Source organism: Bradyrhizobium sp. UFLA06-24, assembly GCF_054967145.1.
This window is the reverse complement of record NZ_JADFUE010000007.1, coordinates 85,727-100,437: the sequence shown is the minus strand read 5'-3', so window position 1 is coordinate 100,437 and position 14,711 is coordinate 85,727. Positions and strand designations below refer to the sequence as shown.

The following is a 14,711-nucleotide window of genomic DNA, read 5'->3' as shown; positions in this document are numbered from 1 at the left end:
CTTAAGTTAGTGGAGGAAGATCAGTGTTGAAGACAATGACGACGGTGCTGGCGATGTCGGTCGCCGCCACATTTGCGACCACCGAAGCCAGCCTGGCGCAAACCAAGCTGAAATGGGCCCATGTTTACGAGACCTCGGAGCCGTTCCACACCGCGTCGGTCTGGGCCGCGCAGGAGATCGGCAAGCGCACCAACGGGCGCTACCAGATCGACGTCTATCCGGCCTCGCAGCTCGGCAAGGAAGCCGACATCAACCAGGGCCTTTCGCTCGGCTCGGTCGACATCATCATCTCCGGCTCGAGCTTCGCGGCCAAGAGCTTTCCGCCGATCGGCGTGACCTATTATCCCTACACCTTCCGCGATGCCGATCACCTGCTCGCCTACACCAAGAGCGACATCTTCAAGGAGCTCGCCAAGGGCTATGAGGACAAGAGCGGCCATCACATCGTCGCAGTGACCTATTACGGCGTGCGCCAGACCTCGTCGAACAAGCCGATCAAGACCTGCGCCGACATGAAGGGCTTGAAGATGCGCGTGCCCGACGTGCCGGCCTACCTTGCGATGCCGCGCGCCTGCGGCGCCAACACCGCACCGATCGCATTCGCCGAAGTCTATCTCGCGCTCCAGAACGGCACGGTCGAGGCTCAGGAAAATCCGCTGACCACGATCGAGGCGAAGAAGTTCTACGAGGTGCAGAAGCACATCGTGCTCACGGGCCATATCGTCGACCACCTCAATACGGTGATCGCGGGCGCGCTCTGGAAGAAGCTTAGCGACGAGGACAAGAAGATCTTCACCGACGTCGCGCAGGAGGCCGCCGCCAAGGCGACCGAGGAGATCAAGGAGAAGGAGGCCAAGCTCGTCGCCTTCTTCAAGGAGAAGGGCTTGACCGTGACCGAGGTCGACAAGAACGAGTTCCGCGACACCGTGCTGAAGAACGTTCCGTTCGAGACCTTCGGCTATCGCAAGGCGGATTGGGAACGGATCCAGGCGGTGAAGTAAGGCGCGCCGTCGTTCCGGGGCCCGCGAAGCGAGAACTATGGTGCGCAATTGCGCACCTGAGAACCTCGAGATTCCGGGTTCGGCTCTTCGAGCCGCCCCGGAATGACGATTGAGATGTTTGGAGAGTAACCCATGTCCACCGCCGAAATACACCGGCAGATCACCGGCGACGAGATCGCCCATACCTTCGAGGAGGAGGGGACGCCGAAGATCGATCTCGGCGTCTACGCTTTCGAGGACTGGGTGGCGCTGGCGATCTTCTGGGTGATGGCGCTCGCCGTCTTCCTGCAGTTCTTCACCCGCTACGTGCTCAACGACAGCTATGCCTGGACCGAGGAGATCGCGACCTACTGCCTGATCGGCGTGGTGTTCATCGGCGCCTCGATGTGCGTGCGGCTGTCGCGGCACATCCAGGTCGACCTGATCTACCGCTATCTGCCTGGTGCCGTCGCGCGGACGCTGTCTACATTGATCGACCTGATCCGCATCGTCTTCTTCGGCTACGCCATCAAGCTGGTCTGGGTCTACATCCAGATCATCGGCGACGAATCCATGACCACGATCAACTTTCCCAAGAACTACGTCTATTACGCGGTGCTCGCCGGCTTCGTGCTGATGTTTGCGCGCTCGCTGCAGGTCGCTCTGCAGCATCTGCGGCAGGGCTATTCGATCCTCGAACGTCCCGGTGCCTACGACGGTTTTGAAGGGTAGTCTCATGCTGCTGTTGCTTGGCGGTTTTCTCGTTTTGATGCTGCTCGGCGTTCCCGTGGCGATTGCCATGGCCGCCTCGTCGCTGCTCTACATCCTCGTCAGCGGCGTGACGCCCGACGTCACGCTGGCGCAGCGCATGATCGCCGGCGTCGAGAGCTTTCCGCTGCTCGCGGTGCCGTTCTTCATCCTGGCCGGCAATCTCATGAACATCGCCGGCGTCACCGGGCGCATCTACAAATTCGCGGTCGCGCTGGTGGGCTGGATGCGGGGCGGCCTCGGCCACGTCAACATCATCGGCTCGGTGATCTTCTCCGGCATGTCCGGCACCGCGATCGCCGATGCCGCCGGTCTCGGCACCATCGAGATCAAGGCGATGAAGGACCACGGCTATACCACCGAGTTCTCGGTCGGCGTCACCGCGGCCTCCGCGACGCTCGGACCCATCATTCCGCCGTCGCTGCCGTTCGTGATCTACGGCATGATGGCGAACGTCTCGATCGGCGCCCTGTTCCTGGGCGGCGTCATTCCGGGCGTCGTCCTGACGCTGCTGATGATGGCGACCGTGACCTATTTCGCGCACCGCAATAAATGGGGCAGCGACACGCCGTTCTCCTGGCCGCAGCTCGGCTCCGCCGGGCTCGAGATCGTCGTGGTGCTCGCGTTCCCGCTCGCGATCTGGCTGATGGTGATGGCCGGCCTGTCGACCAATCTTGCGGTCGTCATCGGCCTCGGCGCGCTGCTCGCGATCGACTGGTACTTCGACTTCTCGGCGGTGATGGCGCTGATGGCGCCCGTCATCCTGATCGGCGGCATGACGCTCGGCTGGTTCACGCCGACCGAAGCCGCCGTCGCCGCGGTGATCTGGTCGCTGTTCCTCGGCCTCGTGCGCTACCGAACCATGACCCTGAAGACGGTGGCGAAGGCGACCTTCGACACCATCGAGACCACGGCCTCGGTGCTGTTCATCGTCACCGCAGCCTCGATCTTCGCCTGGCTGCTGACGGTGTCGCAGGCCGCCCAGCTGCTCTCGGACTGGATGCTCAGCATCACCCACAACAAATGGGCGTTCCTGGCGCTGGCCAATGTGCTGATCCTGTTCGTCGGTTGCTTCATCGACACCACGGCGGCGATCACCATCCTGGTGCCGATCCTGCTGCCGATCGTGCTCAAGCTCGGCATCGACCCGATTCATTTCGGCCTGATCATGACGCTGAACCTGATGATCGGCCTGTTGCATCCGCCGCTCGGCATGGTGCTGTTCGTGCTCGCCCGCGTCGCCAAGCTCTCGGTCGAGCGCACCACGGTCGCGATCCTGCCCTGGCTGGTGCCGCTGCTGCTCGCGCTGATCGCGATCACCTACATTCCTGAACTGACCCTCTGGCTGCCGAAATACATAGGACTCTCCAAATGACCTCGACCTCTCTCGCCGCAACGCTGTTTGGCCCCGAAGACCTGCGTATGGTCGAGCATCCGCTCGGCAAGCTCGCTGATGGCATGGTGCGCATGCGCTTCGGCGCCGGCGGCATCTGCGGCTCGGACATGCATTACTTCCGTCACGCCCGGACCGGCGATTTCGTGGTGAAGTCGCCGTTGGTGCTGGGCCACGAGATCTCGGGGCAGGTTGTCGAGATCGCAGGTTCGGCAGCGAATCTGAAGGTCGGCGACCGCGTCGCCGTCAACCCCTCGCGCTGGTGCGGCCATTGTGGCGCCTGCCGCGAGGGCCGGCAGAACCTCTGCGAGAACATCTACTTCATGGGCTCGGCGTCGAAGACGCCGCACATGCAGGGCGGCTTTGCCAATTACTTCGACGCCGTCCCCGCGCAGTGCGTGAACATCCCGGATCATGTCTCCTACCAGGCTGCGGCGCTGGCCGAGCCTCTGGCGGTCTGCCTGCACGCGGTCGCGCGCGCCGGCAACATCAAGGGCAAGCGCGGCGTCATCTTCGGCGCGGGCCCGATCGGGCTTCTGACCATGCTGGCCGCGCACCGCGCCGGCATGGCTGATATCACGGTGGCCGATATCGCACCGGCGCCGCTGGCCTTTGCGACCAAGCTCGGCGCGTCCCATGTCGAGAACGTCTCCGGAGGGGAAGAGGGCCTGAAGGCGCAGGCGGCGTCGCGTCCCTATGACGTCGCGTTCGAAGTCTCAGGTACGGCCGCGGGGCTTGCCAGCGCGATCGGCATCGTCAGGCGCGGCGGCGTGGTGGTGCAGATCGGCAATCTGCCTGGTGGCCAGATCCCGACGCCGTCGAATGCGGTGATGGCCAAGGAGATCGACCTGCGCGGCTCGTTCCGCTTCGGGCTCGAATTCATGACAGCGGTGGAACTGATCGGGGACGGCAGCGTCGACGTGCTGTCGCTGGTCACTGCGGAGCGGCCGCTCTCGACCGCGCCCGATGCGTTGCGCTTGGCCCTCGATCGCTCGCAGAGCGTCAAGGTCGTGCTGACCGCGAACTGATCGGAGAAGACCCATGCTCGAGGGATGGCGCTGGTACGGGCCGGATGATCCGGTCTCGCTCGACGATGTCAGGCAGGCCGGGGCGAGCGATATCGTCTCGGCGCTGCATCAGGTGCCGATTGGCGAAGTCTGGACGCGCAAGGCGGTGGAGGAGCGCAAGAATTTCATCGAGAACGGCCAGCCGGGCCGCTCGCAGCTCACCTGGTCGGTGGTGGAATCGATTCCGATCCCCGACGACGTCAAGCGTCTCGGGGCCAAGGCCACGAAGTCCATCGACGCCTGGATCGCGAGCCTGGAGGCGGTGGCCGCCTCAGGCATCAAGATCATCTGCTACAACTTCATGCCCGTGGTGGACTGGTGCCGCACGGATCTGGAATGGGAGCTGCCGAACGGCGCCCGCGCCATGCGCTTCGACCAGGACCGTTTTGCCGCGTTCGAGCTGCACATCCTGAAGCGGCCTGCGGCCCTGCAGGAGTATTCGCCGCAAGCACAGGCGCGCGCGAAGGCGCTTTTCGAGCAGATGAGCCAGGCCGACATCGATTATCTTGTCATGGTCATCGCCAGCGCGCTGCCCGGCTCGACCACCGAGCCGATGACGATCCCGCAATTCCGCGACCGGCTGGAGACCTATCGCGACATCACGCCGAAGATCCTGCGGCAGCATCTGGCCGAGTTCCTCGCGCGCGTGACGCCGGTCGCCGAGCAGCTCGGCGTGTCGCTGACCCTGCATCCGGACGATCCGCCGCGGCCGCTGTTCGGCCTGCCGCGCATTGCCTCGTCCGCAGAGGATTATCAGGCGCTGTTCGATGCCGTGCCGTCGAAGGCGAACGGCATCTGCCTGTGCACCGGCTCGCTCGGCGTGCGGCCCGAGAACAATCTGCCTGAGATGGCCGAACGGTTCGGCCCGCGCATCGCTTTTGCCCATCTGCGCGCCACCAAGCGCGAGGCCGACGGTCTGTCGTTCTACGAGTCCGATCATCTCGATGGCGACGTTGACATGGTCGCGGTGCTCAAGGCGCTGCTGAAGGAGAACGCGCGGCGGGCCCCAGACAAGCAGATCGTGTTTCGCCCGGATCACGGCCACCGAATGCTCGACGATCTCGCCGCCACCAAGCGAACCAATCCCGGCTACACCGCCATCGGCCGCCTGCGCGGGCTCGCCGAGCTGCGCGGCGCGATCCGCGCGATCGGGCATCGGTGATTGGCAGTTTCCCCATCGCCGCTGCTGGTGCTCCATTCTCCGTGTCATCGCCCGACTTGATCGGGCGATCCAGTACTCCGGGACAGTTGCGAGTCCTCGATCGGCCGCGGCGTACTGGATGCCCCGGTCAAGCCGGGGCATGACAGCGAGTGTATGGCGCTGCTGCCATCTGTCTAGCGCGAGGGCCCAACGCTTGCCTGTCAGCCTGCGGTCGAAGAAGGCGGGCACCTTGGCCATCATCTCGGGGTTGCTGCTGACATGACCGAAGATGTGGCCGGCGTTTTCGCCTTGGCCTAAGACCGCCCGCCAGCCGCACCTGTAATCTGTTTCACAGGCGGATGCGCCGATCTGCGCTAGATGAGATCAGGCCCCGCCACCGCGCGGCCGGCTTCGGAGCTGGCGATGATTGCTGCATTGGCAAGAGCAATATCCCGCGCGACGGGAACCAACGTCGATATCGAAACTCTGAAGATCCTGGTGATCTTCTCGGGCGCGGGCCTCCTGGTCTCGCTCGTCGCCGCGATGATCTACGGACAGGCCATCAACGCCGCTCTGTTCTGAGCCCGTTCGGTCGGTCAGGCGACGGGATCTTCGGAACGGCTGCGCTCACGTGGCGCCAGCGGCGGGGCCTGCTTCAGGGGACCTGCCTGGCGTGACGCTTCGCCGCTCGATGCGTGCTCGACCGGCGCGGGGCCGGTGTCGCGATAGGCGAAAATCCAGATCAGAAAGCCCAGAACTGCCAGGCCGGCGCCGACCGGGCCGGTGGAGGTCCAGCCCAGCCCCTGGCGGATGGCGAGGCCGCCGAGGAAGGGGCCGAGCGCATTGGCGGTGTTGAAGGCCGAATGGTTGAGCGCGGCGGCGAGCGCCTGTGCATCTCCAGCCACGTCCATCAGCCGGGTTTGTAGGATGGCCCCGAGCGCGACACTGGCGCCGATGGCGAAGATGTCGATCGCGAGCAGCCAGGGATTGCCGGCGACGAGCGGAAAGACCGCGAGGGCCACGGCGGCGAAGATCAGGATGCCGCCCGCCGTCGGCATCAGCGCGCGGTCGGCGAAGCGCGGCACGAAGAGATTACCGAGCGTGGCGCCGATGCCGAAGATCGCGAGGAAAAACGGGATGACCTCGGTGCTGACCTTGGTGACCTCGATCAATGTCGTCGCCAGATAAGTGTAGACGGCGAACATGCCGCCGAAGCCGATGGCGCTGATCGCGAGCGTCGTCCAGACGCGGCGGCTCCTGAGTGCGCCGAGCTCGCGCAGCGGATCCGACCGGCCGGCCTGGTCGCGCGGGGCGAACAGCGCACAGAGCAGGACGGTGAGCAAGGCGAGCAGCGACACGAGGCCAAAGCTCGCGCGCCAGCCGACCATTTGGCCGATCAGATTGGCCAGCGGCACGCCGATGATGGTGGCGACGGTCAGGCCCAGCATGACCTGGCCGACCGCCTGCGAGCGGCGATGTTGCGGAACGAGCGAGGCCGCAACCAGCGCGGCGATGCCGAAATAGGCGCCGTGAGGCAGGCCCGAGAGGAAGCGGGCCGCGACCATCGAGCCGAAGCCGGGTGCCAGCGCGGTGAGGGCGTTGCCGAGTGCGAACACGGCCATCAGCGCCAGCAGCTGCGTGCGCCGCGCGAACTTTGCGCCGAGCACGGCAATCAGCGGCGCGCCCAGCACCACGCCGAGCGCGTAGGCGCTGATCGCGTGCCCGGCGGTCGGCTCGTCGATATGAAGATCCGCCGCGAAGAACGGCAGCAAGCTCATCGATGCGAACTCGGTGGTTCCGATCGCAAAGCCGCCCATCGCGAGCGAGAACAGGACGATGGCGAGATGAGGAGGCGCTGAAGCCGGTTTCGATGTCGTGCTTGGCGAAGTCGCGGGGGGCGAGGGCGTCATGGGGCCTGCATGGGGCAAGGGAAGCCAGCCCAGCGAACGTCGCCACCCCTGCATTATTTCTCTCACCTACTTAAACGCGCATGTGTCTGCGTCAACACCGGAAGCTCGACGTCGGGCGGTGCGCATATCAGCGTCCCGGTTTGCTCAGAGCATCCGAAACGCAGAACGATGCCGGGCTGCTGTGCAGTGTTTCGGCTTGCACCTTATTTCCGCTTGTCTTACGCCACCTCGGAACAAATTTGCGCGAGGCCTTCAAACGCATCGCCGGAGCCTGCAGGGAGCTGTCATGACCATCCGAAACACCCGCACCGGGGGCCAGATCCTGATCGATCAGCTCGTTGCCCAAGGCGTCGAGCGTGTCACCTGCGTGCCGGGCGAGAGCTATCTGGCGGCGCTGGACGCGCTGCATGACAGCCCGATCGACGTCGTGATCTGCCGCGCCGAGGGCGGCGCCGCGATGATGGCAGAGGCTTATGGAAAGCTCACGGGACGGCCTGGAATCTGCTTCGTCACCCGTGGCCCCGGCGCCACCAATGCCAGCCATGGCGTCCACATCGCGATGCAGGATTCGACGCCGATGATCCTGTTCGTCGGCCAGGTCGACACCGGCATGCGCGAGCGCGAGGCGTTCCAGGAGCTCGACTACAAGGCCGTGTTCGGCTCGATGGCGAAATGGGCGGTCGAGATCGATCGTCCCGATCGCATTCCCGAGCTGGTCGCGCGCGCCTTCCGCGTCGCCATGCAGGGTCGCCCCGGTCCCGTGGTGATCGCGTTGCCGGAGAACATGCTGACCGAGACCGCAGCTGTGGCCGACGCCATGCGCATCGAGCCGGCTGCGAGCTGGCCGGCGCCTGCCGATATCGAGCGCGTCGGTGCGATGCTGGCCAGCGCCAAGGCGCCGCTCGTCATCCTCGGCGGCTCGCGCTGGACCGACGATGCCACCAGGAGCATCGCGCGTTTTGCCGAGCGCTTCGACCTGCCGGTCGCGACCTCGTTCCGCCGGGCCTCGCTGATCGACGCCGATCATTCGCATTATGCCGGCGATCTCGGCATCGGGCCGAGCCCTGGCCTGAAGGCGCGGATCGAGGGCGCCGATGTGATCCTGCTCATCGGTGGCCGCATGTCGGAGATGCCGTCCTCGTCCTACACGCTGTTCGACATTCCCTCGCCGAAGCAGAAGCTGATCCACGTGCATCCCGGCTCGGAAGAGCTCGGCCGCGTCTACCAGCCGGAGCTTGCGATCCAGGCGACGCCGGCCGCGTTCGCCGCCGCGGTCGAGACGCTGAAGCCTTCGGGCGCCGTGGCCTGGAAAGGCGAGGCCGCCAAGGCGCATGCCGATTACCTCGCCTGGACCGAGAAGGCGCGCGAGCTGCCGGGCTCGTTCCAGTACGGCCAGGTCATGACCTGGCTGCGCGATCGGCTGCCGAAGGATGCGATCGTCTGCAACGGCGCCGGCAATTATGCCGGCTGGATTCATCGCCACCACCGCTTCCACAGCTTTGCGTCGCAGCTCGCTCCGACCTCGGGCTCGATGGGCTATGGTGTGCCGGCAGGCGTGCTGGCGAAGCGGCAATATCCCGACCGTGTCGTCGTCGCCTTCGCCGGCGACGGCTGCTTCCTGATGAATGGCCAGGAGTTCGCGACCGCCGTGCAATACGACGCGCCGCTGATCGTCATCGTCGTCGACAATTCGCAATACGGCACCATCCGCATGCATCAGGAGCGCGACTATCCCGGCCGCGTGGTCGGCACGCAGCTGAAGAATCCTGATTTTGCGATGTACGCTAAGGCGTTCGGCGGCCATGGCGAGCGCGTCGAGCGCACCGAGGAATTCGCCCCCGCATTCGAGCGCGCGCTCGCCTCCGGCAAGCCGTCGATCCTCCACTGCATCATCGATCCCAGGGCGATCTCGGTCGGCAAGGATTTTACGCCGGCGGCGAAGGCGTAAGCGATGCCTACGGGCCGCCACGTCGCGATCATCGGAGCCGGCGCGGTCGGCGTGATCAGCGCCATCGAGGCGCTGCGCGAGGGGCATCGCGTCACGCTGATCGATGCAGGCGAGCCCGGCGGCGAGCAGGCGGCGAGCTACGGCAATGCCGGCTGGCTGTCGTCGCATTCGGTGATCCCGCCGGCGGAGCCGGGCGTCTGGAAGAAGGTGCCGGGCTATCTGATGGATCCGCTCGGCCCGCTCGCGATCCGCTGGTCGTATTTGCCGAAAGCGCTGCCCTGGCTGATCAAGTACCTGCGCTCGGGCTGGACCGCGGCGCGGGTCGAGAAGACCGCGTTCGCGCTGCGCGATCTGCTCAAGGACGCGCCGCTGTTGCATCGCAGGCTCGCGGAAGAGGCCGGCGTGCCCGAGCTGATCGAGCGCAACGGCGTGATGCACGTGTTCACCTCGCGCGGCAATTTCGACAACGATCTCGGCTGGCGCCTGCGCAGGAAGGTCGGCGTCGAATGGCTGGAGCTTTCCGCCGACGAAATGCGCCAGCGCGAGCCGGAGCTGCATCCGCGCTACACTTTCGGCGTGGTGGTGGAGGAGGCCGGACGCTGCCGCGATCCCGGCGCTTATGTCACAGCGCTCGCCCGGCACGCGCTGGCGAACGGCGCCGAGCTGGTGCGTGCCAGGGCGACGGGCCTCAAGCTCTCCGGCGACAAGCTCGTCGCCGTCCTCACCGAGACCGGCGAGATCGCTTGCGACGCCGCGGTGATCGCCGCCGGCGCGCATTCGAAGCAGCTCACGTCTTCGGTCGGCGATCCGCTGCCGCTCGAGACCGAGCGCGGCTATCACGTCATGATCGAGAACCCTGAAACAGGTCCGCGTAGCTCGATGATGGCCTCGGACGCCAAGATGGTGGTGAACTGGACCGACAAGGGCCTGCGCGCCGCCGGCACGGTGGAGATCGCGGGCCTCGAGGCCGCGCCGAACTGGAAGCGCGCCGAGATCCTGCGCAACCATCTGCTCGGCATGTTCCCGAAATTGCCGAAGGACATTCCGGCCTCGCGCGTCAAGACATGGTTCGGGCATCGGCCGAGCATGCCGGACGGTCGTCCCTGCATCGGCTATGCGCGCGCCTCGCGCGACATCGTCTATGCTTTCGGTCACGGCCATGTCGGCCTGGTCGGCTCGGCCCGCACCGGCCGCCTCGTCGCGCAGCTGTTGAGCGGCAAGCCGCCGGAGATTCCGCTCGCGCCGTTTTCGCCCAATCGCTTCCTCTGAGATCGCACCATGAGCAACGCAGCCAATCCGACCTCCCGCATCGCCCGCGGCGGCAAGGCCATTTACGGCGCGCCGCTCGGCATCCTGATGCTGGAAGCGCGCTTTCCCCGCATCCAAGGCGACATGGGCAACGGCACGACCTGGCCATTCCCCGTGCTCTATCGCGTGGTGAGCGGCGCCTCGCCGGAGAAGGTGGTGCTGAAGGGCGCGGCCGGGCTGCTGCCCGACTTCATCGACGCGGCGAGGGATCTGGTGCGGCTCGGGGCCGAAGCGATCACCACCAATTGCGGCTTTCTCTCGCTGTTCCAGAAGGAGATCGCCTCCGCCGTCGGCGTTCCCGTTGCGACCTCCTCGCTGATGCAGGTGCCGTGGGTGCAGGCGACTTTGCCGCCAGGCAAGCGCGTCGGTCTCGTCACCGTATCAGGCTCGACCCTGACGCCGGCCCATCTCGAAGGCGCCGGCGTGCCGCTCGATACACCTGTGGTCGGCACCGAGCACGGCAAGGAATTCTTCCGCGTCCTGATCAAGGCCGAGAAGGAGGACATGGACATCGCGCAGGCGGAGCGCGACGTGGTCGAGGCGGGCAAGGAGCTCGTCGCCAAAAACCCCGACGTCGGCGCTATCGTGCTCGAATGCACCAACATGCCGCCCTACGCGGCGGCGCTGCAGGCCGAGGTCGGCCTGCCGGTCTACGACATCTATTCCATGATCACCTGGTTTCATGCCGGACTGCGCCCGCGCGTGTTCGCCTGATTTGCGGCTGTCGCGCAGCGCTTTACAACCTCTGCTTTCGTCTGAATTGCAATCGTTGCCGCGGGCCCGGTATATTTGCGCCGTGTTCGGGCATGAATGCAGCTGATGATGAGCAACGTGGAACTGGCTTCCGATAGTATCGTCGATCGCGTCTATGAGCAGCTCAAGGCGATGGCCGTGAGCTACGAATTCAAGCCGGGTGAGCGGCTCAACGAGGGCGAGCTGGCAAAGCGCCTCGGCGTCAGCCGTACGCCGCTGCGCGAGGCGCTCAACCGTCTCAACACCGAAGGTTTCCTGCGCTTCGCGCCGGGCAAGGGCTTCTTCTGCCGCGAGCTCGACGCGCACGAGATCTTCGATCTCTACGAGCTGCGCAAATCGATCGAGGTCGCCTCGGTCCGCCTCGCCGTCAAGCGCGCCAGGGACGAGGACATCGATGCGCTCTTGAAATTCCTCGAAGCCACCGGTCCCGATCCCGGCGAGCGTTCCTCGATCGAGCTGGTCGAGCTGGACGAGACGTTCCACGAGCGGCTGATGGCGATGTCAGACAATGCCGAGATGCTGCGCGTCCTGCGCAACGTCAACGCCCGCATCCGCTTCGTACGCTGGATCGACATGGACAGCACCAACCGCTCCAAGACGCAAGCCGAGCACCGGGCCGTCATCGAAGGCCTGAAGGCGCGGGACGAAGAGGCTTGCGTGTCGGTGCTCGAGAAGCACATCGACCGCCGCCTCGACCGGATCACGTCCGCGATCAAGGAAGGCTACGCGCAGATCTACATGCCGGCCGCGGCGCGAACGGCGGCGAATTGACGTCCGGCAGGGCGTCATGTTGTGAGGCGGCCGGTTTGCCCCTTACTCCGCCGCCGCCGTCATCCCGTAACCCAGCCGCTTCGAAATGCCGCCCGCACATTCCCGCAAGGCATGAGCGATCGGGCTGTCCCAGTGCGCGTCGAAAGTGCCTTCCGGTCCCATCGCGGTGATGACCAGCGCGACATGGCCGGAATGGTCGAACACGGGGGCGGAGAATGCGTTGACGCCGGGCAGGGGATCGCCGAGGGCGCGGGCGAGGCCATGCTTGCGGACCTCGGTGAGCATCTCGGCGACCTTGGCGCCTTTCACCGCGCGCTTCGGATTGTAGCCGACGCCCTGGCGATCGAGCCCGCTCTCGAGCGCGGCACTGATGGTCTGCTCCGGCAGGAACGCCGCGAAGGCGCGTCCCGTCGCGGTCTCCAGCAACGCCATCACCGAGCCCGGTCGCATCACGATGTGGACAGGCTGGGCCGGCTCTTCGATCTGCACCACGGTCGGGCCATGCGTGCCCCACACCGCAAGCGAGACCGCATGCCCGATCTGGCTCGCGAGCGCGGCGATCTTCGGCCGCGCGATGCGGACGCCCGAGAGACGACGCAGGCTGATCAGGCCGAGCTCGAGCGCCAGCGCGCCGATTTCGTAGCGGCCGGTGGTCTCGTCCTGCTCGATCAGGCCGATGCGGGAGAAGCTGGCGAGATAAGGATGGGCCTTGGCCGGCGTCATGCCGGCCTCGCGGGCGAGATCGCGCAGCATCATCGGCTCGCCGCATCTGGCGAGCGCGCGGAGCAATTCTCCGCCGACCTCGATCGACTGAATGCCGCGGCTTTCTCGCTTCATGCGCCTCCGATGCGCCTGAGTTCTCGTTTGAGCATGCTCTTTTCGGAAAACCGCTGCGCACTTTGCGCTAACGCGGCCCTTCGGGTCCGGATCATGCTTTACGCCGCGTCGCGCTTGGCGGCGCTGTCGGCGAGATGACGGCCGGCAATGTAGCCGAAGGTCAGCGCCGGCCCAAGCGTGATGCCGGCGCCCGGATAATTGCCGCCCATGATGCTCGCCATGTCGTTACCGGCGGCATAGAGCCCGGGAATCACCCGGCCCTCGGCGTCGAGCGCCCGGGCGTTCTCGTCGGTGACGATGCCGGCATAGGTGCCGAGATCGCCGATCATCATCTTGATGGCGTAGAATGGACCACGCTCGATCGGCGCAACGCAGGGGTTGGGGCCGTGCAGCGCGTCGCCTTGATAGCGATTATAGGCTTTGGAGCCCTTGCCGAAGGCCGCGTCTTGGCCCAGCGGTGCGGTCGCATTGAATTGCCTGACGGTTTCGGTGAACGCTTTCGCGTCGATGCCGGCCTTTGCCGCCAGCGCCTCCAGCGTGTCGCCGCGCATGAGATAACCGGTATTGAGGTGATGACCCAGCGGCATCGGGAAGGGCGGCACGCAGCCGAGACCGTATTTCCGGAGCGTCTTGTGATCGCAAACGAGGTAGGCCGCGATCTCCTCGCCCGGCTTGGCCGCTTTGATCATGGCTTGGACGAAGTCGTGATAGGAATTGCCTTCGTTGGCAAAACGCTTGCCGTCGCGCATCACAGCGATCACGCCCGGTTTGGCGCGGTCGATGAAATGCGGCATCGCGCCCTTCGAGCCGTCCTTGCGCGTGGTCAGCGAGACCGGCACCCAGGCTGCTGCGTTCGGCAGCCGATCCTCGACATGTCCGCCCGCGTTCTCGGCGAGGCGCAAACCGTCGCCGGTATTGCCGGTCGGCCCAGGCGAATAATGCTCCTGGCCGGTCGGCGCGTGCGGGAACATCTTCTTGCGCCGTTCGACATCATGCGGGAAGCCGCCGCAGGCGAGCACGACGCCTTGCCGTGCCCGGACACGGACGTCGCGCCCCTCGCGCGAGACGATCGCGCCGGTGACCGCGCCGTTCTCGACCGTGAGCTCGCGCACCGGCGAGGACAGCCACATCGGGATCTTCAGATCCTGGGCAGACTTGGCGAGGCGCCCGGCCAGCGCATTGCCGTTGGTGAGCGTCATGCCGCGGCCGTAGCGCAGCACGTCCATCAAATGCCGCGACAAGCGCTTGGCGACGTACACCGCCGACGTCAGCGACTTCGTCACCCGCATGAAGTGGATGATCTCCTTGCCGGAGCCCAGCATCATGCCGAACACGGTGAGCTCGGGCAGCGGCATGCCGAGCACCTTGATCTGATCGCCGAGCTCGCGACCGTCGAACGGGCGCGTCACCATGGAGCGGCCGCCCTGCGCGCCGCCGGGCGCTTCGGCATGGTAATCCGGAAACACCAGCGGCATGTCGAAGCGGAGCGCGGTCTTGGTGGTGAAGAAGTCGACCGCTTCGGGGCCTGCGGACAAAAACGCATCGACGCGCGCGGCGTCGAAATTGTTGCCGGCCTCGTGCCGCAGATAGGTGCGGGCCTGCTCCGGTGTTTCCTGGATGCCATAGGCCTTCGCCAGCGAGGTGCCGGGAATCCACAGCCAGCCGCCGGAACGGGCGGTGGTGCCGCCGAACCGCGGCTCCTTCTCGACAACAAGCACGTCGAGGCCGCGATATCTCGCAGTGATCGCGGCCGACATGCCGGAGCAGCCAGATCCGGCGACGAGCACGTCGCATTCGTAAGTTTCAATTGCGCTCTGCTCGCTGCCGGTCATGTC

At 65.8% G+C, this 14,711-nt stretch carries 13 protein-coding genes; 10 read left to right on the top strand and 3 right to left on the bottom strand.

All coding sequences use genetic code 11. The annotated features are described in order from the left end of the window. Window positions 1-35 precede the first annotated feature (35 nt). From IF809_RS08700 to IF809_RS08675, 6 genes are all read left to right on the top strand, one after another. The gene (locus IF809_RS08700) at window positions 36-1,001 is read left to right on the top strand and encodes a sialic acid TRAP transporter substrate-binding protein SiaP (protein WP_453983585.1); all 966 of its coding nucleotides are present in this window, start codon (window positions 36-38) and stop codon (window positions 999-1,001) included. 132 nt (window positions 1,002-1,133) lie between these two features. Further along, entirely contained in the window at window positions 1,134-1,712 is a 579-nt protein-coding gene (locus IF809_RS08695; RefSeq protein WP_128964500.1) for a TRAP transporter small permease, read from the top strand. A gap of 4 nt (window positions 1,713-1,716) precedes the next feature. After that, complete coding sequence (locus IF809_RS08690) at window positions 1,717-3,123, top strand: TRAP transporter large permease (protein WP_462837377.1); 1,407 nt, start codon at window positions 1,717-1,719, stop codon at window positions 3,121-3,123. Further along, entirely contained in the window at window positions 3,120-4,169 is a 1,050-nt protein-coding gene (locus tag IF809_RS08685; RefSeq protein WP_462837376.1) for an L-idonate 5-dehydrogenase, read from the top strand. Before IF809_RS08690 ends, IF809_RS08685 begins: the two co-directional genes overlap by 4 nt. Before the next feature lie 13 nt (window positions 4,170-4,182). Further along, window positions 4,183-5,370 carry a mannonate dehydratase gene (uxuA, locus tag IF809_RS08680; RefSeq protein WP_462837375.1) on the top strand — a complete coding sequence of 396 codons (1,188 nt, stop codon included), beginning with the start codon at window positions 4,183-4,185 and terminating at the stop codon, window positions 5,368-5,370. Between the two features lie 402 nt (window positions 5,371-5,772). Then, the gene (locus tag IF809_RS08675; RefSeq protein ID WP_453982250.1) at window positions 5,773-5,931 is read left to right on the top strand and encodes a hypothetical protein; all 159 of its coding nucleotides are present in this window, start codon (window positions 5,773-5,775) and stop codon (window positions 5,929-5,931) included. A 14-nt stretch (window positions 5,932-5,945) separates the two neighbouring features. Here IF809_RS08675 and IF809_RS08670 read toward each other — a convergent pair whose 3' ends face one another. Further along, entirely contained in the window at window positions 5,946-7,259 is a 1,314-nt protein-coding gene (locus IF809_RS08670; RefSeq protein WP_462837374.1) for an MFS transporter, read from the bottom strand. A gap of 286 nt (window positions 7,260-7,545) precedes the next feature. On the opposite strand from IF809_RS08670, the gene IF809_RS08665 reads away from it, so the two are divergent. The 4 genes from IF809_RS08665 to IF809_RS08650 all read left to right on the top strand — a co-directional run bounded on the left by IF809_RS08665 (window position 7,546) and on the right by IF809_RS08650 (window position 12,039). Next, window positions 7,546-9,207, top strand: coding sequence for a thiamine pyrophosphate-binding protein (locus IF809_RS08665; protein ID WP_462837373.1), 1,662 nt, complete (start codon window positions 7,546-7,548; stop codon window positions 9,205-9,207). A 3-nt stretch (window positions 9,208-9,210) separates the two neighbouring features. Beyond that, the gene (locus IF809_RS08660) at window positions 9,211-10,476 is read left to right on the top strand and encodes an NAD(P)/FAD-dependent oxidoreductase (protein WP_462837372.1); all 1,266 of its coding nucleotides are present in this window, start codon (window positions 9,211-9,213) and stop codon (window positions 10,474-10,476) included. 9 nt (window positions 10,477-10,485) lie between these two features. Next, window positions 10,486-11,229 carry an aspartate/glutamate racemase family protein gene (locus IF809_RS08655; protein ID WP_462837371.1) on the top strand — a complete coding sequence of 248 codons (744 nt, stop codon included), beginning with the start codon at window positions 10,486-10,488 and terminating at the stop codon, window positions 11,227-11,229. Window positions 11,230-11,334: 105 nt separating this feature from the next. Next, window positions 11,335-12,039 (top strand): GntR family transcriptional regulator, encoded by a 705-nt coding sequence (locus IF809_RS08650; protein ID WP_462837370.1) that lies wholly within the window; start codon window positions 11,335-11,337, stop codon window positions 12,037-12,039. A 42-nt stretch (window positions 12,040-12,081) separates the two neighbouring features. Here the strand turns inward: IF809_RS08650 and IF809_RS08645 are convergent, their stop codons facing one another. Both IF809_RS08645 and IF809_RS08640 read right to left on the bottom strand, forming a co-directional pair. Continuing rightward, window positions 12,082-12,876, bottom strand: coding sequence for an IclR family transcriptional regulator (locus IF809_RS08645; RefSeq protein WP_128964509.1), 795 nt, complete (start codon window positions 12,874-12,876; stop codon window positions 12,082-12,084). A gap of 98 nt (window positions 12,877-12,974) precedes the next feature. Then, window positions 12,975-14,708: an FAD-dependent oxidoreductase gene (locus tag IF809_RS08640; RefSeq protein ID WP_462837369.1), complete on the bottom strand. Its 1,734-nt coding sequence runs from the start codon at window positions 14,706-14,708 to the stop codon at window positions 12,975-12,977. Between the last annotated feature and the right edge of the window lie 3 nt (window positions 14,709-14,711).

Bases quoted from the DNA above. Each gene is read 5' to 3' on its own strand.
- IF809_RS08700 (WP_453983585.1), top strand. From the start codon at position 36: ATGACGACGGTGCTGGCGATGTCGGTCGCCGCCACATTTGCGACCACC.
- IF809_RS08695 (WP_128964500.1), top strand. From the start codon at position 1,134: ATGTCCACCGCCGAAATACACCGGCAGATCACCGGCGACGAGATCGCC.
- IF809_RS08690 (WP_462837377.1), top strand. From the start codon at position 1,717: ATGCTGCTGTTGCTTGGCGGTTTTCTCGTTTTGATGCTGCTCGGCGTT.
- IF809_RS08685 (WP_462837376.1), top strand. From the start codon at position 3,120: ATGACCTCGACCTCTCTCGCCGCAACGCTGTTTGGCCCCGAAGACCTG.
- uxuA (WP_462837375.1), top strand. From the start codon at position 4,183: ATGCTCGAGGGATGGCGCTGGTACGGGCCGGATGATCCGGTCTCGCTC.
- IF809_RS08675 (WP_453982250.1), top strand. From the start codon at position 5,773: ATGATTGCTGCATTGGCAAGAGCAATATCCCGCGCGACGGGAACCAAC.
- IF809_RS08670 (WP_462837374.1), bottom strand. From the start codon at position 7,259: ATGACGCCCTCGCCCCCCGCGACTTCGCCAAGCACGACATCGAAACCG.
- IF809_RS08665 (WP_462837373.1), top strand. From the start codon at position 7,546: ATGACCATCCGAAACACCCGCACCGGGGGCCAGATCCTGATCGATCAG.
- IF809_RS08660 (WP_462837372.1), top strand. From the start codon at position 9,211: ATGCCTACGGGCCGCCACGTCGCGATCATCGGAGCCGGCGCGGTCGGC.
- IF809_RS08655 (WP_462837371.1), top strand. From the start codon at position 10,486: ATGAGCAACGCAGCCAATCCGACCTCCCGCATCGCCCGCGGCGGCAAG.
- IF809_RS08650 (WP_462837370.1), top strand. From the start codon at position 11,335: ATGATGAGCAACGTGGAACTGGCTTCCGATAGTATCGTCGATCGCGTC.
- IF809_RS08645 (WP_128964509.1), bottom strand. From the start codon at position 12,876: ATGAAGCGAGAAAGCCGCGGCATTCAGTCGATCGAGGTCGGCGGAGAA.
- IF809_RS08640 (WP_462837369.1), bottom strand. From the start codon at position 14,708: ATGACCGGCAGCGAGCAGAGCGCAATTGAAACTTACGAATGCGACGTG.